Below are 19520 nucleotides of genomic sequence, written 5' to 3'. Positions count from 1 at the left end.
GGTTTTGCTTTGCAAAACCACCGCGACCTGCGCGGTGGTGGACGCACTAGGGCTCGAACCTAGGACCCGCTGATTAAGAGTCAGCTGCTCTACCAACTGAGCTATGCGTCCGTATCGCCGCGCGCCGCATGGGCGTTCCTGCGAAGAGGCGCGCCGTTAGCATTGCCCTTTTGCGCGCGCAAGGTGTTTAGAGCGCACCCATCGACAGGAATTTGCGGCGACGGGCGGCTTGCAGCGCGGCGGGCGTTTCCTTCGACAGCTCGGCCAGTTCTTCGCCGATGGCCGCCTTCAGCGCCGATGCCGCCGCCTCGGGCGCGCGGTGTGCGCCGCCGGTCGGCTCGGCAACGATACGGTCGATGACGCCGAGGCGCAGCAGATCCTGCGCCGTCACTTTCATCGCTTCGGCGGCAAGCGCGGCTTGGTTGGTGGTCGACCCGTCGGCGCGCCACAAAATACTCGCGCAGCCTTCGGGACTGATCACCGAATAGATCGCGTTCTCGAACATCAGGATGCGGTTCGCGGCAGCCAGTGCCACCGCGCCGCCGCTGCCGCCCTCGCCGACGATGGCGGCAATCATCGGGACGGGCAGGGCGAGGCACGCCTCGGTCGCGCGCGCAATCGCCTCGGCTTGCCCGCGCGCTTCGGCGTCGATGCCGGGAAAGGCGCCGGCGGTGTCGACCAATGTGACCACAGGCAGGCCGAATTTGCCTGCCAGTTCCATCAGCCGGATCGCCTTGCGATATCCCTCGGGGCGACCCATGCCGAAATTATGGGTCAGGCGGCTGGTGGTGTCATGGCCCTTTTCATGGCCGATCAGCACGACCCGCCGGCCGCCGATTGAGGCAAAACCGCCGACGATTGCGGGATCGTCGGCAAAGGCGCGGTCGCCCGACAGCGGCATCCAGTCGTCGGCGATGGCGTTGCGGTACGCCGAGAAGCGTGGGCGCTGCGGATGGCGGGCGACCTGGGTGCGCTGCCACGGCGTCAGCTTGGCATAAAGGTCCGCGATCATCTTGGCCGCGCGGGTGTCGAGCCGTGCGGCCTCGGCGGCGGCTTCGGGGGTGTCGGTGGCGCGAAGTTCCTCGGCGCTGCGGGCGAGCGCCGCGACGGGCTTCTCGAACTCGAGATAGTCGATCATCCGGTGCACCTAGTCGGCGCAGCCATGCGAGGCAACGCCCTCAGTCGAACCCGCTGCGTCGCAAGCGTCCCTCGCGCTCGATGCTCATGAGGATACCGATGCACAGCATCACGGTCAGCATCGCGGTGCCGCCATGGCTGACCAGCGGCAGCGGGATACCGACGACCGGGGCAAGGCCCATCACCATCGACAGGTTGATCGCGACGTAAAAGAATATCGTCGCGGTCAGCCCGGCGGCGCTCAACTGGCCGAAGCGTGACGGTGCACGGTTCGACACCCGCATGCCCCAGCGGAACAGCATCAGGAACGCGCCGATGATGAACAGCCCGCCGAGCAAGCCCCATTCCTCCGCCATGGTGGCGAAGACGAAATCGGTTTGCGGTTCGGGCAAATAGCTGAGGTGCGATTGCGATCCTTGCAGGAACCCTTTGCCGAAAATGCCGCCCGATCCGATTGCGATCTTCGACTGGGTGATGTGATAGCCGGTGCCGAGCGGGTCGCTTTCCGGATTGAGGAAGATCAGCACCCGGTTGCGCTGGTAGTCGTGCATGCCGATCCAGACGACCGGAAGGGCAGCGGCGAGGGCGGCACCCGCGCCGACGAACAGCCTTATCGGGACGCCTGCGAGAAACACGATGACGACGCCGCCCAGCGCGATCATCAGGCCGGTGCCGAGGTCGGGCTGGAGCAGGACCAGCGCGAAGGGCACGACAATCGCGACGCCCGACGGCCACAGCGCGTTCCACCCCCTGATCTCGCCTGCGGGCAGCTGGTCGTAGAATTTGGCGAGCGCCAGCACGATCATCAGCTTCATCAATTCGGAGGGTTGCAACCTGATAAACCCGAGGTCGAGCCAGCGCTGGCTGCCCCCGCCGACGAAGCCGAACAGCTCGACGACGACCAGCAGCCCGAGGATGATGACATAGCCCGGCCAGGCAATGTCTTTCCAGAAATCGACGCGCATGCGCGACATCACCAGCGCCATGACAAGATACGCAGCGAACTTGGTGCCGTTGCTGAATGCCCAGGGCCGGACATGCCCCGCCGCCGCCGAATAAAGCACGACCAGCCCGAAGCCGGTGATCGCGAGGATCAGCAACAGCACGCGCCACGGCAGCGACCGCAGCGGGGCAGGAACGATGCCGGGTTGCGCGCTCAATCGGGAAGCTCCCCGGTGACATTGGCGTCTGCCGGCATCGGCAGAGGCTCCGGCGCGTTTGCGGTCGCGGCGTCCGCTGCCATGCGCGTCGCGATATCGCCGCCCCAGCTCGCCTCGACATCGTTCAGATTCTTCATCGCCAGATCGGGGTCGAACAAATAGGTCATGATGTCGCGGCCGGTCAGCGGTGTGTCGAGGTTGCGGACGGTGTGGCCGCCGTGTTCGAGCACGATGGCAGCGGCATAGCGCGGCGCTTCGACCGGCGCGAAGCACACGAACAGCGCATGATCGCGCAGTTTGAAGGGCAGCGACGAATTGCCGAGCACGCCTGTTCCGCGCTCGGCCATGGTGATGCGCCGGACCTGCGCGGTACCCGTTTTTGCCCCGAGCGAGATGCCGGGGATCTGCAGCCGTGCGGCACCCCCTGTGCCGCCGCCGTTGACGACACCCCACATCGCCTTGTGAATATGCGCGAGATGCTCGGCAGAAACCGGCAAGGCAGCCGCGTTTCCTTTATTCTGTCCTTTGAGCAGGTGCGGCACGAGCGCTTTGCCCGAGGCAATCCGCGCTGCCATCACCGCGAGTTGCAGCGGGTTGGCCAGCACGTATCCCTGCCCGATCGACGCGTTGAGCGAATCGGCAACGAGCCAGGGTTGCTTGTACTTGCGTTCTTTCCACACGCTGTCGGGGACGGTGCCGTAACGCTGCGTCGAAAACGGCAATTCATATTTTTCGCCAAGGCCGACCATGCGCGCGATCGGCGCAACGCGGTCATAGCCAAGGCGGCGGACCATCTCGTAGAAATAGATATCGCAGCTGTATTTGATCGCCTGTTCGAGGTCGAGCGGCCCGTGCCCGCGTCGCTTGTGGCAGTGGAAAATGCCCGAACCGACGCGCAGCGATCCCGAACAGCTGATCCGGTCGGTCGGACTGATTCCGGCCTCGAGCAGCGCGAGGCCGTTCATCGGCTTGACCGTCGAGCCTGGCGGATAGAGTCCCTGCAGTGTCTTGTTCATCAGCGGGATATGGTCGTTGTCGACCAACGCCTTATATTCGCGCCGCCCGATGCCATCGGAGAATGCATTGGGGTCGTAGGACGGGACCGACACCATCGCGAGCATTTCGCCGGTCAGGCAGTCGATCACCACCGCCGAGCCCGAATTGGTGCCAAGCCGCCGCGCGGCATAGGCCTGAAGGCCCTTGTCGATCGTCAGTTGCAGCGGCTTGCCCGGCACATCGGCGCGCGTCGTGAGATCGCGGACCAGCTTGCCGCGTGCGGTCACCTCGCTGCGACGCGCTCCCGGAATGCCCCGCAGCAAGGGTTCGAAAGTCTTTTCGATGCCGTCCTTGCCGACCTTGTACCCCGGCGTCAGCATCAGCTGATCCTTGGTCTTTTCATAGTCGGCGGCACTTGCCGATCCGACATAGCCGAGCAGATGACCGACAGCGGCACCGTCCGGGTAATAACGCGCAAAGCCCTGCGCCGGAATGACGCCCGTCAGCTCGGTCGCGCGCACCGACAACGCGGCGTAATGTTCCCAGCTAAGATTCTCGGCAACCTGCACCGGCTGGAACCCCGATCCTTCCTTGATGTCGTCCGAAATGCGCTGGCGCTCGTCGGCATCGAAGCCGAGAATCTGCTGAAGTTCGTCGAGCGTCGCCTCGCGGTCGATCATGCGGTCGGGAATGATATCGACCCGAAAAATCGTGCGGTTGAGCGCCAGCGGCTTGCCGTTGCGGTCGATGATCCAGCCCCGGCGCGGCGGGATCAGCGACAGATTAACCCGGTTGCTCTCCGCCAGCAGCTTGTATTTCTCGTTTTCGACGACCGAAATCCACGCCATCCTGCCCGCGAGCACGCCGCACAGCCCGACTTGCGCCGCCCCCAGCACGAACCCGCGCCGCGTAAAGCTCATCTGCACTTGCGCTTCGGAAAGGCTGCGCTTGCCGAGCAAGCGGTCGAGTTTCATGGACGCCCTTCTAGCGCGGACTCCGCCAGCGGTCGAGCGCCGCGCACAACCGTGCAACCAGCGGAAACAACAGGGCGGAGAGCAGGACTTGCGGCACGATGGCCAGCGGCGACGTATTCCCCCCGGTGATCCGCGCGATGACTAGCGCGAACAGCAGATATCCCCCCATCAACAACCCCGCGAGCACCCAGTCCTGCCGGTGGTCGCGAAAGGGTGTGCGCCGGTCGAGATTGTCGAGCACCAGCATGATCGCGGTCCAGCCGCACATGGCGGTGCCGATCGGCTGCCCGCTGAACAGATCGTCCCACAGCCCCAGCGGCAACCCCATCCACAATGGCCAGATGTTGCCGCGCAACAGCCGCCAGCCGAGGAAGACCATCAGCCCGAACGGCGGCATCAGCGGTTCGGTGGCGATCGTCGGCGCGAGAACTGCAAGCGACCCGGCCATGGTTGAGATGACCGGCACGAGTTGCGCTTCGAGTGCCGTCGGCGGCGGCGTGAACTGGGTGCGACGCTTGAGCGGCAGCATCGTCAGGGGGTTCCCTCGACCGGCGGGGTCTGCACGACCGGCGGGACATAGGGGGGCAGGGCAATCGCGAAATCGAGCCGGTTCGGATCGGCGAAGGGCCGCGCGATCGCGAGATCGCGGTTCGATACGCGCGCCACCGCGACCGGCACATCGGGCGGATAGACGCCGCCCGCGCCCGAGGTCACGAACACGTCGCCGACCTTGAACGGATTCGATCCCGCCTCGAGCGCGCGGATGTCGAGCGCCCCGTCGCCGCGCCCGGTGGCAAGCGCGGGCATGCCGTCGCCGACGCGCTTTACCGGCACTACATTGCCGCCATCGGTAATGAGCAGCACCCGCGCGGTGATCTGCGACGCCATCACGACACGCCCCACCAGCCCTTCGGGCGAGCGCACCGGCTGTCCGGTGGCAACGCCCTGCACCGATCCGGCCGACAATGTGGCAAAGCGGCGGGTGCTTGTCCCTGTCGAAGCGATCAGGCGCGCGGTCGCGACGATGTCGGTCGTGGACTCATGCAAGCTTACCAGCCGCTTCAGCCGGGCATTCTCGCGGGCCAGTGCTTGTGCCTCGATCAATTTCGTGCGGCTGGCACGGAGTTCCGCTTCCATCGCGTTATTTTTCGAGCCCGCCTCGATATAGGCCGACACCCCGTCGACGCCCGCCGATACGCCGCCAACCGCACTGCGCGCCGCACCCGAAATCGGCGCGGTGATGTCGGCGAATACGCCCTGGATCGCGGCATGCCCCGCCGGGTCGAAGCGCGCGGTGATCGCCAGCAGCAGCCCGACGAACAGCCCCGCAATTGCGATAACATAGCTCGCGAACAAGCCGTATTGCGCGCGTCGCGAAAACCCGCCGCGCCGGTTGGTGGGCGGCACCATCGCGCAGGCCTTAGGCCGTCTGCAGCACGCCGCGGAACATCGGATCCTCCAGCGCGCGCCCGGTGCCGAGCGCGACACAGGTCAGGGGGTCGTCGGCGATGGTCACGGGCAGGCCGGTCTCGTCGCGCAGCACCTCGTCGAGGCCCTGCAACAGCGCGCCGCCGCCGGTGAGCACGATGCCCTGATCGACGATGTCGGCCGCAAGTTCGGGCGCGGTATTTTCCAGCGCGATCCGGACGCCCTCGACGATCTGGCCGACCGGTTCGGACAGCGCCTCGGCAATCTGGCCCTGGTTGATCTGGATTTCCTTCGGCACACCGTTGACCAGATCGCGACCCTTGATGTGGATGGTCAGACCGATGCCGTCGGCGGGCGGCTTGGCGATGCCGACTTCCTGCTTGATGCGTTCGGCGGTCGCTTCGCCAATCAGCAGATTGTGGTTGCGGCGGACATAGCTGACAATGGCTTCATCCATCTTGTCGCCGCCGACGCGGACCGAGGTCGAATAGGCGACACCGCGCAAGCTGAGCACCGCGACTTCGGTCGTTCCGCCGCCGATATCGACGACCATCGAACCGATCGGCTCGGTCACCGGCATATCGGCACCGATAGCAGCCGCCATTGGTTCCTCGATCAGGAAAACCTGGCTGGCCCCGGCATTCGACGCGGCATCGCGGATCGCGCGGCGCTCGACGCTGGTCGAGCCCGACGGCACGCAGATCACGATCTCGGGAAAGCGCCACGCGCGCGCCTTGCCGCCGTGCACCTTGCGGATGAAATGCTTGATCATTTCCTCGGCGACATCGATGTCGGCGATGACGCCATCGCGCAACGGACGGATCGCTTCGATACTGCCCGGCGTCTTGCCCATCATCATCTTGGCGTCGTCGCCGACTGCCTTAACCTTTTTGACGCCGTTGATCGTCTCGATGGCGACGACCGAGGGTTCGTTGAGCACGATTCCGCGCCCGCGCACATAAACGACGGTGTTGGCGGTGCCGAGGTCGATAGCCATGTCGTGCGACATGAATTTGAAGAAACGCGAAAAGGGAAATGCCATAGTATTGCGATCTCGTAGCCGGTTAGGCCCGTCTGCGAATGTTTGACGTAAATTCCGCTCCGGGCCGGGGTCGCGGGATGGCTGCGCTTGGTCTAGGGGTCGGTTAATGTCAATACGCCGACTGCCCCCGCACCTGGTCAATCGTATCGCGGCGGGCGAGGTCGTCGAGCGGCCCGCATCCGCGCTGAAGGAACTTGTCGAAAACGCCATCGACGCGGGGGCGACCCGCATTTCGGTCGCACTGGCGGGGGGCGGGATCGACGGGATCGAGGTTGTCGACGACGGCTGCGGCATGGGCCGCGACGATATCGCTTTGGCCCTCGAACGCCACGCCACGTCGAAATTGCCCGATGAGGCTATCGAGAATGTTTCCACGATGGGATTTCGGGGCGAAGCGCTCCCCTCGATTGCGAGCGTCGCACGGCTGACTATCGAGAGCCGGGTTGCAGGCGGGGAAGGGTGGTCGCGGACCGTCGATAACGGTGACGTGGTTGCCGATGGCCCCGCCGCGCTACCCGCGGGGACACGGGTCAGGGTCGAGGGACTGTTCGCCCGCGTTCCCGCCCGCGCCAAATTCCTCCGCAGCCCCCGCAGCGAATATGCCGCTTGCGTCGATGTGCTCAAACGCCTCGCGATGGCGCGGCCCGATATTGCATTCACGCTCGACCATGATGGGCGGCGGACCTTGTCGGTGGCGAGCGAGGAACAGGCGGCACGGGTGGCGGCGCTGACCGACCGGTTGCTCGTGGACAACAGCGTCGCGATCGATGCGGTGCGCGAAGGTGTGCGGCTCGGCGGGGTCGCAGGTCTGCCGACGTTCAATCGCGGTGTTGCGGATCACCAATATCTCTTCGTCAATGGACGTCCGGTAAAGGACCGGCTGCTGATCGGCGCGGTGCGCGGTGCCTATGCCGACATGCTCGCGCGCGACCGCCATGCGGTGGTCGCGCTTTTCCTCTACGTGCCGTTCGATCAAGTCGATGTGAACGTGCATCCGGCCAAGACCGAAGTCCGTTTCCGCGATCCGGCGATGGTGCGCGGGCTGATCGTTGGCGGATTGCGTGCGGCGCTTGACGGAGCCGGGCACCGAAGCCAGCCGCGACCGAGTGCGGCAAGTTTGGGAATGTGGACGACAAGTCATGTCGCCCCGGCAGAGGCCGAGGCCGCTCGCGATTATGGCGCACTCTGGCCGCAGGCGGCCCCGGCCTCCGCCGGGGCGACGCATTTTGCCGACGCACCTTACGACTACCGCCCCGCCGCCCGCGCAGAACCCGCCACTGCTCCCGTCCCCAGCTTCCCCATGGGTGTCGCGCGCGGACAGGTCGCCGCGACCTATATCGTCGCCGAGGCCGAGGACGGCCTCGTCATCGTCGATCAGCACGCCGCGCACGAACGCCTCGTCCTCGAACGGATGCGGTGCGCTACAGCCGATGGCGCGGTCGCCTCACAACCGCTGCTCCTCCCCGAAGTCGTCGAACTTGACGAAACCGCGTGCGACCGCCTCGAAACCCGTATCCCTGAGCTCGCCGACCTTGGCCTCGACCTCGAACGCTTCGGTCCCGCCGCGATGCTCGTGCGCGCTATGCCCGCAATGCTGGGCCAAAGCGATGTACGCGGCCTTGTCACCGACCTCGCCGACGAGCTCGCGGCGTTCGGTGAGGCGCTCTCGCTCAAGGAACGCCTCGACCATGTCGCCGCGACCATGGCGTGCCACGGGTCGGTCCGCGCGGGGCGCATCTTGTCGGTCGCCGAAATGAATGCGCTACTCCGCGAAATGGAAGTCACGCCGCACTCTGGACAATGCAACCACGGTCGCCCAACATGGATAAAACTCGCACACGGCGATATTGAAAAACTCTTCGGGAGGAAGTGATGCGGACTATAGCTGTACTTGCGCTGTTGGTAGCGACTCCGGCGTTCGCGCAAACCTGTCCCTCGCCTGCCGGATGGGCCAAGCCCGTCCGGCACCTCGCGGCGCGCGCGCCCGACATGAAATTCGCGCTGACGACCGGCACCTCGAACGAGATCGGCCTGCTCCCCGCAAACGCCGTCAAACTCGCTGTAAAGGGCGAGCGCCCGCCAAAACCCGGCAGCACCGCCGGCCTCGCCGCGCTCGACGTGGCAAAAGCGGGCAAGCTCGACGTGATCCTGTCGAACGCCACCTATGTCGATCTGATCCGCGACGGCCGCACACTGAAATCGACCGGCCACACCGACCTCAAAACCTGTCCGGGCCTCCGCAAATCGGTGAGCTTCGACGTCGTCCCGGGCCGCTACATCGTCCAGCTTACCGGCGCGCCGGAGAAGTCGGTCAAGATGGCGACGGTGTTGAAATAGCGCATCAATGATGTTATTTATGATGATCGGAGGTTGTCATGCGGACTACGATCACGGTTGATGACGAGCTTTGGGAAAATGCCAAGGAGTATCTTGGTGCCAACGAAAGTTCCGAGGTGGTGCGTCGTGCGCTGAAGAGTGCGGTTGCGACCGAAGCGACGCGACGCCTGATTGCGCTCGGGGGAACCATGCCCGAATTCAGCGTCCCGGGCCACAATCCCGAAGATTGGGATCGTTGATCCTCGTCGATACATCGGTTTGGGTCGATCATTTCAGGTCGCCGAAGCGTGAAATGGAACAGGCCGCGCGAGATGGGTTGGTCCTGCATCCCTACTGCTTCGTCGAGGTTTGTCTTGGCTCCATGCACGACAGGCGGCAAACAATGGCTTTGCTCCGCGCACTTCCGTGGCTTATGCCGCTTCGCCAGAGCGAGATCGTCCACATGCTCGAACAGGACAGCCTATTTTCGACGGGGCTAAATTTCGTCGATCTCCACCAACTCGCATCGGCCAGAGTGACGGCGGACTGCAAGATTTGGACTCGAGACAAGCGCCTTCGTGCCGTGGCTGAGCGCTTCGGCGTGGCGGCCGAACTTAATTAGTCAGCGTTAGCCGCCCCCAGCACCGCGCGCACGCTCGCAGTCGCCACGTCCGCGTCGATGCCGACACCCCAGACGGTCTTGCCGCTCGCTGTCCGGCACTCGACATAGGCCGCCGCCTGTGCGTCGCTGCCGAGGCCGAGGGTGTGTTCGGTGTAGTCGATCACGTCCAATGCCACGCCTTGGTCGGCGACGGCGGCGATGACCGAGGAGATCAGACCGTTTCCGCGTCCGCTGACGCTGCGTTCAACCCCGTCCACCACCAATTTGCCGGCAAAGATGCGGTCGCCGTTCGCCGCGCGCGTTTCCTCATAATCGCCAAGGTCGAAGCGTCCGCCACTGAGATACGCGCCCTCGAACGCGCCCCAGATGTCGGCGGCGTTCAGCTCGCGGCTGGTTTCGTCGGCAAGGCGCTGGACGTGGCGGCTGAAATCGGCCTGCATCCGCTTCGGCAGTTTCAGCCCCTTGTCCTGTTCGAGCACCCAGGCGACGCCGCCCTTGCCCGACTGCGAGTTCACGCGGATCACGGCCTCGTAATCGCGGCCCAGATCCTTGGGATCGATGGGAAGATAGGGAACTTCCCACAGCTCGTCGTTGCGCGCTTCCTGCGACGCAAACCCCTTTTTGATCGCGTCCTGATGCGACCCGCTGAACGCAGTGAAGACGAGGTCGCCCGCATAGGGCGAACGCGGGTGCGTCGCGATGTTGGTGCAGTACTCGACCGTCTTGATGACGCTGTCGATATCGCTGAAATCGAGGCCGGGATCGATCCCCTGCGTGTACATGTTGAGCGCGACCGTCACGAGGTCGACGTTGCCGGTGCGCTCGCCATTGCCGAGCAGACAGCCCTCGACCCGGTCCGCGCCCGCCAGCAGGCCCAGCTCGGTCGCCGCCACGCCGGTGCCGCGATCGTTGTGCGTATGAAGCGAGATCACCACCGCCTCGCGGTTCGGGATGTTGCGCCCGAACCATTCGATCTGGTCGGCATAAATATTGGGCGTCGCGCATTCGACTGTCGCGGGCAGGTTGAAGATAATCGGTCTGTCCGCCGTCGGTTGCAGCACGTCCATCACCGCCGCGCAGACTTCGGTCGAAAACTCGATCTCGGCGGTCGAAAACGTCTCGGGCGAATATTCGAAATGCCAGTCGGTCTCGGGACGCTTGACGGCCTCGTCGCGCAGCATCATCGCGGCGTCGACGGCAATCTGCTTGATCGCCGCCTTGTCCATCCCGAACACGATCTTGCGCCACGCCGGACTGACCGCGTTATAGACATGAACAATGGCGCGCGGTGCGCCGTCGAGGCTGGCAAAGGTCGTCTCGATCAGGTCGCGCCGCGCTTGTGTCAGCACCTGCACGGTGACGTCGTCCGGGATGCGGCCGTTCTTCACCAGCCCCGAGATGAAGTCGAATTCGGTCGTACCCGCGCTTGGGAAACCGACTTCGATTTCCTTGATGCCGATGCGGCAGAGCAGGTCGAAAAACCGCTGCTTCTTCTCGCTGTCCATCGGGTCGATCAGCGCCTGATTTCCGTCGCGCATATCGGTCGACAGCCAGCGCGGGGCGCAAGTGATCGTCCGCGACGGCCATTGCCGGTCGGGCAAATCGATGGGCGGGAAGGGGCGGTATTTGGCGGAAGGGTCGCGTAACATGGATGCACTCGCTGGCTTCGAGGATTGTCGGTGATGTCCCTTAGGCAGCGTGTGCGCGAACCGCGCACGACGAAGGTCGCGCCTAAGGGCGCGTAAGTCGAAGCAGCAGGGCGCGGATGCGCATCATCCGGGGACGGCTACACCAGCCGCCCCCGGCAGGTCAATTCTTCGCCTCAGTTCTTGGCTTTATCGACCAGCTTGTTCGCGCCGATCCACGGCATCATGGCGCGGAGCTCGGCACCGGTCTTCTCGATCGGATGCGCTTCGGCCGCTTTGCGTGACGCCTTCAGCTCGGGCTGCCCCGCACGGTTGTCGAGGACGAAATCCTTGACGAAGCGCCCCGACTGGATGTCGGCCAGCACGCGCTTCATCTCGGCCTTGGTCTCGGCGGTGATTATGCGTGGGCCGGTCTTGATGTCGCCGTATTCCGCCGTGTTGCTGATCGAATAGCGCATGTTGGCAATGCCGCCTTCGTAGAGCAGATCGACGATCAGTTTGGTTTCGTGGAGGCACTCGAAATATGCCATTTCCGGCGCGTATCCCGCCTCGGTCAGCGTTTCGAACCCGGCCTGGATCAGGTGCGTGATGCCGCCGCACAGCACGGCCTGTTCGCCGAACAGGTCGGTTTCGCATTCCTCGCGGAAATTGGTTTCGATGATGCCGCTGCGCCCGCCGCCGACGGCGCTCGCATAGGCCAGCGCCAAGTCGTGCGCGTTGCCGCTGGCGTCCTGATGCACCGCGATCAGGCAGGGTACGCCACCGCCGCGGACATATTCGCTGCGGACGGTGTGGCCCGGACCCTTGGGTGCGATCATCACGACGTCGAGATCGGCGCGGGGTTCGATCAGCCCGAAATGGACGTTGAGGCCATGCGCGAACGCCAAGGTCGCGCCCTGTTTCAGGTTCGCGTGCAGGTCGTCGGCATAGATCGCGGCCTGATGCTCGTCTGGCGCGAGGATCATGACGACATCGGCCCAGGCGGCGGCGGCGGCATTGGCCATCACCTTGAAACCCGCGTTGATCGCCTTTGCCGCCGTTGGCGAACCGTCGCGCAGTGCGACCGCGACTTCGGCGACGCCCGAGTCCTTGAGGTTCTGGGCATGGGCATGGCCCTGCGACCCGTAACCGAGGATCGCCACTTTCTTGCCCTTGATGATGCCGATGTCGGCGTCCCGGTCGTAGTAAACGCGCATTCCGTATTGCCCTTTTTGATTTTGTAAAATGGATGAATTTCAGCTACTTGGGTGGCCAGACGCCGTCCGAGATGTAGGACAGTTCGTACTTGCCCTCGATCGTATCGGCGCTGCATTCGACCCTGACCGGTCCCTTGTTTGGGTTGGTGTACGTGCAGCTGCCCGTTGCCTTTAGCTCGGTCGCGGGCGCGAAACTCTTGCCGGTCAGCAGGATCGTGTTGACCGCGATCCGGGCGACATTGCCTTTCGCGGCGGAGTCGCGGCCCCGGAACGCTATGCTGCCCTTCTTCTTCATGGTCGCGATGAAGCTCGAATTGCCGCTTGCGAACGCCATGTTGATCAGTTCTTTGTCGCAAGCAGTTGTCTCGTCGCCTTTCGGCGTCGCCAGCCTCTTGCAAGTGCCGGACAGTTTGAACGTGTTAGGCATGACGCGCTTGAGCATGGCGTCGAGTTCGGGCTGCGACGACTGGGCGTGCGCGGCACTGCTCATGAAAAGGAGCGCGGTCGCAAATTCTCGCGCGATCATACCGCCGTCTTCCCCCGCGCCATCGCGACGATACCGGTGCGCGCGACCTCGACCAGCCCGATTTCGCCCATCAGCTCGACGAACCGGTCGATCTTCGACGACGCGCCCGTCACTTCGAACACGAAGCTCGAAATCGTTGTGTCCACCACGTTCGCACGGAACACTTCGGCGAGGCGTAACGCCTCGATGCGGTGCTCGCCGACGCCAGCAACCTTCACCAGCGCCAGTTCGCGTTCGACATGTTCGCCCAACACGGTCAGGTCGGTGACCTTGTGCACCGGCACCAGCCGGTCGAGCTGCGCCACCACCTGTTCGATCACGGCAGGAGTACCCGTCGTCACGATGGTAATCCGCGATACCGCGTCGTCGGCGCTGATGTCGGCGACGGTCAGGCTCTCGATATTATAGCCGCGCGCCGAGAACATGCCCGCGATGCGCGCGAGCACGCCGGACTCGTTGTCCACGGTCACGGAGAGCGTGTGACGCTCGATAGGGCCGGTCTTGATGTGCATCAGCTTACCCGAATTGGGAGGTCGATTTTGACCGCGTGTGTCTGGATGGGTGTTAGGAACACTATAAGCGCGCTAGCCACACCTGCCGCTGCCCACCAATAGCGACGCTGACGAAAATCAACGACAGCACGCGCAATGCAAAACCCTGCAACCCAGAGCAGCGGTATCGTAACAAACAACAAGCTTGTCACACCAGCGCCTTCGCTTCGTCGTCCATCGTGCCGGTCACGCTGCCGGGATCGAGGATCATGTCGTTGTGCGCGTTGCCGCTGGGGATCATCGGGAAGCAGTTCGCCATTTTCGCGACCCTGCAGTCGAAAATCACCGGCCCGTCATGCGCCAGCATCTCGGCAATCGCGCCGTCGAGATCGGTGGGGTCCGAACAGCGCATCCCCTTCCACCCGTAGGCCTCGCCGAGCTTCACGAAATCGGGCAGGGCGTCCGAATAGCTTTCCGAATAGCGGCTTTCATAGGTCAGCTCCTGCCACTGGCGGACCATGCCCATAAATTCGTTGTTGAGGATGAAAATCTTGATCGGCAGGCGGTATTGCGTCGCGGTCGCCAGCTCCTGAATGTTCATCTGGATCGACGCTTCGCCCGCAATGTCGATGACCAGCGCATTCGGATTGCCGAGCTGCGCGCCGATCGCCGCGGGCAGGCCGTAACCCATCGTGCCGAGCCCGCCCGAGGTAAGCCATTTGTTCGGCCCTTCGAAACCGAAATGCTGCGCCGCCCACATTTGGTGCTGGCCGACTTCGGTGGTGATGATCGGATTGCGCTTGTGCGTCGCTTCCCACAGCGCGCGGACGGCGTGTTGCGGCATGATCTCGGTCTTGGACTTGGCGAAACCGAGCGATTTCTTGGCGCGCCACTTGTCGATCTGCGCCCACCACGCGGCCAGGTCGGGCTTGGGATGCTGGCGCGCCTTCCACAGCTTGACCGCATCCTCCAGCACCCGCCCGACATCGCCGACCACGCCCAAATCGGCGCGGACGATCTTGTTGATCGAGCTGCGGTCGATATCGACATGAATTTTTTTCGAGCGCGGGCTGAAAGCGTCGAGGCGGCCAGTCACGCGGTCGTCGAACCGCGCGCCGAGGCACACGATCAAGTCCGCGCCGTGCATCGCCATGTTCGCTTCATAGGTGCCGTGCATGCCGAGCATACCGAGCCATTGCTCGCCGCTCGCCGGATAGGCACCGAGGCCCATCAGCGTCGACGTCACCGGCGCACCCGAAATCCTAGCCAGCTCGCGCAGCATCTGGCTCGCACCCGGCCCCGAATTGATGATCCCGCCGCCGGTGTAGAGCACCGGGCGTTCGGCTGCCGCGAGCATTTCGACGAGCGTTTCGACCGATTTCGGCTCAGGCTTGAGGGCAGGGCGATAGGTCTTGTGCTGGATCTTGCCCGGATTTGTGTAGCGCGCGGTCGCGACCTGCACGTCTTTGGGGATGTCGACGACGACCGGCCCGGGACGGCCCGATGTGGCGATATGGAAAGCCTCATGGATGATGCCGCCGAGCTTGGCGGGGTCTTTCACCAGATAATTATGCTTGGTGCAGTGGCGCGTGATGCCGACGGTATCGGCCTCCTGGAATGCGTCGGTGCCGATCAGGGCTGTCGGCACCTGGCCGGTGATGACGACCATCGGGATCGAATCCATCAGCGCGTCGGTGATGCCGGTGATCGCATTGGTCGCACCGGGGCCGCTGGTGACGAGCACGACGCCGGGCCTGCCGGTCGCGCGCGCATAGCCCTCCGCCGCATGCGTTGCCGCCTGTTCGTGGCGGACGAGGATGTGCTTGATCCGCTTCTGCTTGAACAGCGCGTCATAGATTGGGAGCACCGCGCCGCCGGGATAGCCGAACACGATTTCGACGCCGAGATCGACAAGCGCCTCGACGAGGATTTCGGCTCCGGGTTTCTCGGCAGGCATTCGACGCGTCCTTATGTTGCAGTGCGGGGCCGTTAGTGATACGAAACTATGCTGTCAACGCCTTATCGCGTAATATTATTACTAAATTATGGATATTTTCGGAATCTAGTGACGTGACGACGCGTTTCCATTCCGTCGGGGCCTGATTGACGAACCATGTATACTGCCTTTTGGCATATTGGCGGGTGGCAAGCGCACCTGCTGTTTTGCAATCACCTTTACTAACCTTTCGCGCCAGCAGCGCTGCAATCTCTGCCACGCCGATGGCGCGCATAACCGGCAGCGCGGGATCGAGATCACGTTCGATGAGCGCCGCCACCTCGTCCTCTCCCGCCTCGATCATCGCTTCGAACCGCGCATCGCACCGGTCAAACAGCCAGTCGCGCGGCGGGAGCAGCGCCAGCGGTACCAGTCGGACCGCCTCGCCGATGCCGCCGACCTTTTGCGCCTGCCAGTCCTTGAGTGTCCGCCCCGTCGAACGCACAACCTCCAGCGCCCGCGCGACCCGCGTCGTGTCGGCGGGGGCAAGCCGCGTTGCGGCCTCGGCGTCCTCACGGGTCAGCGCGTCGAACGCCTCGGCCACCGGGAGCGCCCGCACTTCGGCACGGACGCCCGGATTGATTTCAGGCACCGGCGCAATGCCGTCGAGCAGGGTGCGGATATAGAGGCCGGTCCCGCCAACAACGATTGGCAAGCGGCCCTCGCCATGCGCTTCGGCAATCGCGCCCCTCGCGTCCGTCGCCCAGCGCGCGGCCGAACACGCCTCCGCGCCGTCGATATAGCCGAACAGCCGGTGGGGATGCCGCGCCTCGTCCGCCTCGCTCGGTCGCGCCGTTACCACGCGCAGATCGCGATAGACCTGCATCGAATCCGCGTTGACGATCACCGACGGCGTCAGATCGGCGAGCGCCATCGCGAGCGCGGACTTGCCGCTGGCGGTCGGCCCTGCAATGAGCGCCACCGTTGGGAGACCTGAAGTGTTCATTGCCACCCTCGTAGCAAAAGATCGGCTGGACGCGGGCGATATTTCGGCGGCGTGCGATGCGGTGCGGGGGACGGCGGGGGCGGTCGTCGACGGGGTGGCGTGCGACGTGCGATTTCTGTGCTCCGGCGAAGGCCGGAGCCCTGACGACGCGACCGATGTTCACGGCTCCAAGGCTCCTGCTTCCGCAGGAGCACGGGCAGCGCTCGAAGCGGCACTTCCGCACCTCGACATCATTATCCAGCGCGAACCCGACCGCCACCGCAAGCTCCTCATCGCCGACATGGATTCGACGATGATCACCGTCGAATGCATCGACGAACTCGCCGACTATGTCGGCTTGAAAGCCCAGGTTTCCGACGTCACCGAACGCGCCATGCGCGGCGAGCTCGACTTTGCCGAAGCGCTCGGCAGCCGTGTCGCGCTGCTCGCGGGCCTCTCCGAAGCGACTGTGGCAGAATGCCTGCGCGAACGGGTGAAGTTGATGGGCGGCGCGGTCGACCTGATTACGGCGTTCAAGGCCGCTGGCGGCAGGGCGGTACTCGTCTCCGGCGGCTTCACCCATTTCACCGACAGCGTGGCGCAACAGATCGGCTTCGACCGCGCCATCGCCAACCATTTGGTGGTGCAGGACGGCAAACTGACCGGCGAGGTCGAATTCCCCATCGTGGACGCGCAGACCAAGCGCGAAACTCTGCTGGCCGAGGCCACCGCGCTCGGCATTCCGATTAATGCCACACTCGCCATCGGCGACGGCGCGAACGATATCCCAATGATCGAGGCGGCGGGGCTCGGCATCGCGTATCATGCGAAACCGAAGACCGAAGCAGCGGCTGATGCCAGCGTACGATTTGGCGACCTCAACGTGGTGCGCTACGCGCTGGGACTAGATTGATTCCCCCTAAGCAGGAGACCGACCCATGTCCTTTTCGCTTTATGACGCCACCGTCCCTTCGTTCCTCCAGATCGTCGGCAGCGTCGCGGCGCTGGTGACCAAGGCAGAAGCGTTCGCCGCCGAAAATGGCCTTGATCCGGCGACGCTGCTCGGCGCGAAGCTTGCCGACGACATGTTGCCGCTGGGCTATCAGGTGAAGGCGGTTTCGGTCCATTCGATCAAGGCCATCGAGGGCGTGCGTGCGAGGGTTTTCAGCCCCGACCGGTCACCTTGGCCCGCCGATTTCGCGGGGCTCGCCGCGCAACTCGCTGAGACACATGCCGCGCTCGAAGCCGTTAACCCGGACGAGGTGAACGGCTTCGTCGGCAATGACATGGCTTTTGCGATGGGCGAACGGCGGATGGAATTCACCGCCGAGAACTTCCTGATGTCGTTCTCGATGCCGAACTTCTATTTCCACGCGACGACGGCTTATGCGATCCTGCGCGCGCAGGGGATGCCGATCGGCAAGATGGACTATATGGGCCGCCCGCGCATCAAGGGGTGATCGACAGGATTTCCAGCGCGTCTTCGACACCGCCGAAATCGAGGAGGTCGCCGACTTCGGCACCGATCATGGATTTCGCAAGCGGCGCGGCAAAAGCGAGATGCCCGGCGGCGGGGTCTGCCTCGTCATGGCCGACGATCTCGATAGCGCGCGACGTGCCGTTGAGGCGGAAGGCGATGCGCGAGCCGATCCCTGCGACACCGGGTGTCGGTGCGTCGGCAACGCGTGCCGTCGACAGCCGGGTGTTCCAATAAGCGAGATCGCGCTTCGCTTTCTTGCGTGCCTCATCGTCTTCCGCAGCGGCAACGCTGGCGTTCCATTCGGCCACCTTGGCTTCGATCAACGCCAGCCCGCGCGCGGTGACGATGTTCAGCCCGGGCGGCAGCGGGATTTCGAATTTGGGTTCGAGGTGTTCCTCGTCGCTCTCGCGGCGGAAGGCGACGCTCATGACGTTATGGCGCGACGGGGATGCAGCTCGTGCCCGATGCGGCGCAAGCGCGCTGGGCGGCGGCCTTGTCGCGCAAAGGCCCGGCTTGCAGGCGGATGATATTGCCCGCGCGGACATAGCTCGGTCGCAGACCGCTCAGGCGGCCTGCGACCGCACCCCAAGCGCGCTGGGCGTTGGCGTCGCTGCTGAACGCGCCGAGCTGTATACGCCAGCCGCCTGCCGAAGCGACCGGCTGGGGGGCAGGAGCGGGCTTCGGAGCAGGTGCGGGCACCGGCTTGGGCGCGGGCGGCGGCGGCGCGACGGCAACTTTGACCGGCGGGGTCTTCACCACCGGCGGTTTCGGGGTCTTGACCGGCTTCGGCGTCGGCGGGGGTGGCGCACCGACATCGGACGGGGGCAAATCCTCGGTGGCGACGGCGGGACGCGGTGGCGGGCCATCGCCGACCATCCCGGCCGCCAGTTGCGGGTTCGACGCCGACGTCTCGTACGAGCGCGCGAGGGTCAGCCCGCGCTGGCGCTGGTCGAGCGGGATATATTTGTCCATCTGGGCAAGGCTGCTCGATGCCGCCGAAATCCCGGCTGCGGATGCGCGGGTCATCAGCGCATAGGCGCGCACCCAGTCCTTCTTCATCGTGTCGCCGTTGAACAGGGCTGTCCCGAGCACATATTGCGCGCGCGGTTCGCCGCGGTTCGCCGATTCCTCGATATAGGGCATGGCCGACGTGCGGTCGCCGTTCTGGAACAGCAACAGCCCGTAATTGTCGCGGCTCGGCACATGGCCCTGTTGCGCGGCCTTGCCATACCAGCTTTCGGCCATCTTCATGTCGACGGGCAGCCCGCGACCGAGCTGATAGGCCTTGGCGAGGTTATACTGTGCGACCGGGTCGCCCGCGATGGCCAGCGGGCGCCATTCGGCCACGGCCCCATAGAAATCGCCGCGATTCCACTTGTCGAAACCGGCCTTGGTATCGGCGCAGGCGGGCGATGCGACCGCGAACAGCATCGCGGCACCCGCCGCCAGCAAACCACAACGCAACATCGTCTTCCCCTTGCTCGACCCGTCCTGCTGCTTTTGCCACAGCGAAGATGAACAGCGCTTTAGCATGAAGCGGCAATCGAATGCGACTGTTTGAACCTGTCTTCGCCATTTCACATTC

Annotated in this window: 20 protein-coding genes and 1 tRNA gene; 6 read left to right on the top strand and 15 right to left on the bottom strand. The window is 64.5% G+C overall.

Annotation, left to right across the window (positions count from 1 at the left end; translation table 11 throughout):
• Positions 1–35: 35 nt before the first annotated feature.
• From M0209_RS07165 to M0209_RS07135, 7 genes are all read right to left on the bottom strand, one after another.
• A tRNA-Lys gene (locus M0209_RS07165) sits at positions 36–111 on the bottom strand.
• A gap of 76 nt (positions 112–187) precedes the next feature.
• Positions 188–1138, bottom strand: coding sequence for an acetyl-CoA carboxylase carboxyltransferase subunit alpha (locus M0209_RS07160; protein ID WP_258887599.1), 951 nt, complete (start codon positions 1136–1138; stop codon positions 188–190).
• 40 nt (positions 1139–1178) lie between these two features.
• Complete coding sequence (rodA, locus tag M0209_RS07155) at positions 1179–2297, bottom strand: rod shape-determining protein RodA (protein WP_258887598.1); 1119 nt, start codon at positions 2295–2297, stop codon at positions 1179–1181.
• Positions 2294–4267: a penicillin-binding protein 2 gene (mrdA, locus tag M0209_RS07150; RefSeq protein WP_258887597.1), complete on the bottom strand. Its 1974-nt coding sequence runs from the start codon at positions 4265–4267 to the stop codon at positions 2294–2296. The genes rodA and mrdA overlap by 4 nt, the downstream gene beginning before the upstream one ends.
• 10 nt (positions 4268–4277) lie before the next feature.
• Positions 4278–4796: a rod shape-determining protein MreD gene (mreD, locus tag M0209_RS07145; RefSeq protein ID WP_258887596.1), complete on the bottom strand. Its 519-nt coding sequence runs from the start codon at positions 4794–4796 to the stop codon at positions 4278–4280.
• Positions 4797–4798: 2 nt separating this feature from the next.
• The gene (mreC, locus tag M0209_RS07140; RefSeq protein ID WP_258887595.1) at positions 4799–5677 is read right to left on the bottom strand and encodes a rod shape-determining protein MreC; all 879 of its coding nucleotides are present in this window, start codon (positions 5675–5677) and stop codon (positions 4799–4801) included.
• A gap of 10 nt (positions 5678–5687) precedes the next feature.
• On the bottom strand, positions 5688–6737 hold the full coding sequence (locus M0209_RS07135) for a rod shape-determining protein (RefSeq protein ID WP_258887594.1): 1050 nt from the start codon (positions 6735–6737) through the stop codon (positions 5688–5690).
• A gap of 106 nt (positions 6738–6843) precedes the next feature.
• Between M0209_RS07135 and mutL the strand changes: the two genes are divergently transcribed.
• The 4 genes from mutL to M0209_RS07115 are packed head-to-tail and all read left to right on the top strand — an operon-like array spanning position 6844 to position 9675.
• Positions 6844–8610, top strand: a complete 1767-nt coding sequence (gene mutL / locus M0209_RS07130) for a DNA mismatch repair endonuclease MutL (RefSeq protein WP_258887593.1) — start codon at positions 6844–6846, stop codon at positions 8608–8610.
• A complete protein-coding gene (locus M0209_RS07125) occupies positions 8610–9074 on the top strand; it encodes a hypothetical protein (protein WP_258887592.1) in 465 nt (154 codons plus the stop codon). Before mutL ends, M0209_RS07125 begins: the two co-directional genes overlap by 1 nt.
• 38 nt (positions 9075–9112) lie before the next feature.
• Positions 9113–9313, top strand: coding sequence for a type II toxin-antitoxin system VapB family antitoxin (locus tag M0209_RS07120; RefSeq protein ID WP_258887591.1), 201 nt, complete (start codon positions 9113–9115; stop codon positions 9311–9313).
• Positions 9310–9675 carry a type II toxin-antitoxin system VapC family toxin gene (locus M0209_RS07115; protein ID WP_258887590.1) on the top strand — a complete coding sequence of 122 codons (366 nt, stop codon included), beginning with the start codon at positions 9310–9312 and terminating at the stop codon, positions 9673–9675. The genes M0209_RS07120 and M0209_RS07115 overlap by 4 nt, the downstream gene beginning before the upstream one ends.
• On the opposite strand, the gene leuA is transcribed toward M0209_RS07115, so the two are convergent.
• The 6 genes from leuA to miaA all read right to left on the bottom strand — a co-directional run bounded on the left by leuA (position 9672) and on the right by miaA (position 16476).
• On the bottom strand, positions 9672–11324 hold the full coding sequence (gene leuA / locus M0209_RS07110; protein WP_258887589.1) for a 2-isopropylmalate synthase: 1653 nt from the start codon (positions 11322–11324) through the stop codon (positions 9672–9674). The two genes, M0209_RS07115 and leuA, sit on opposite strands and share 4 nt — an antisense overlap.
• 173 nt (positions 11325–11497) lie before the next feature.
• Positions 11498–12517 carry a ketol-acid reductoisomerase gene (gene ilvC / locus M0209_RS07105; RefSeq protein ID WP_258887588.1) on the bottom strand — a complete coding sequence of 340 codons (1020 nt, stop codon included), beginning with the start codon at positions 12515–12517 and terminating at the stop codon, positions 11498–11500.
• 43 nt (positions 12518–12560) lie between these two features.
• Entirely contained in the window at positions 12561–13007 is a 447-nt protein-coding gene (locus tag M0209_RS07100) for a hypothetical protein (protein WP_258887587.1), read from the bottom strand.
• Positions 13008–13039: 32 nt separating this feature from the next.
• Positions 13040–13555 (bottom strand): acetolactate synthase small subunit, encoded by a 516-nt coding sequence (gene ilvN / locus M0209_RS07095; protein ID WP_258887586.1) that lies wholly within the window; start codon positions 13553–13555, stop codon positions 13040–13042.
• 187 nt (positions 13556–13742) lie between these two features.
• Positions 13743–15491, bottom strand: coding sequence for an acetolactate synthase 3 large subunit (locus M0209_RS07090; protein ID WP_258887585.1), 1749 nt, complete (start codon positions 15489–15491; stop codon positions 13743–13745).
• A 46-nt stretch (positions 15492–15537) separates the two neighbouring features.
• Entirely contained in the window at positions 15538–16476 is a 939-nt protein-coding gene (gene miaA / locus M0209_RS07085; RefSeq protein WP_258887584.1) for a tRNA (adenosine(37)-N6)-dimethylallyltransferase MiaA, read from the bottom strand.
• Between miaA and serB the strand changes: the two genes are divergently transcribed.
• Together serB and M0209_RS07075 are read left to right on the top strand one after the other, a co-directional pair.
• Positions 16442–17368 carry a phosphoserine phosphatase SerB gene (serB, locus tag M0209_RS07080; protein ID WP_408988187.1) on the top strand — a complete coding sequence of 309 codons (927 nt, stop codon included), beginning with the start codon at positions 16442–16444 and terminating at the stop codon, positions 17366–17368. The genes miaA and serB overlap by 35 nt on opposite strands.
• A 25-nt stretch (positions 17369–17393) precedes the next feature.
• Positions 17394–17915 carry a DUF1993 family protein gene (locus tag M0209_RS07075; RefSeq protein WP_258887582.1) on the top strand — a complete coding sequence of 174 codons (522 nt, stop codon included), beginning with the start codon at positions 17394–17396 and terminating at the stop codon, positions 17913–17915.
• Here the strand turns inward: M0209_RS07075 and M0209_RS07070 are convergent.
• The gene (locus M0209_RS07070) at positions 17905–18363 is read right to left on the bottom strand and encodes a GreA/GreB family elongation factor (protein WP_258887581.1); all 459 of its coding nucleotides are present in this window, start codon (positions 18361–18363) and stop codon (positions 17905–17907) included. The two genes, M0209_RS07075 and M0209_RS07070, sit on opposite strands and share 11 nt — an antisense overlap.
• A 4-nt stretch (positions 18364–18367) precedes the next feature.
• Positions 18368–19468, bottom strand: a complete 1101-nt coding sequence (locus M0209_RS07065; protein ID WP_258887580.1) for an SPOR domain-containing protein — start codon at positions 19466–19468, stop codon at positions 18368–18370.
• Between the last annotated feature and the right edge of the window lie 52 nt (positions 19469–19520).

It is taken from the genome of Sphingomonas sp. SUN039, assembly GCF_024758725.1.
Classification (GTDB): Bacteria; Pseudomonadota; Alphaproteobacteria; order Sphingomonadales; family Sphingomonadaceae; genus Sphingomonas_O.
The sequence above is the reverse complement of the archived record's forward strand: the minus strand, read 5'-3'. Positions and strand labels throughout refer to the sequence as shown.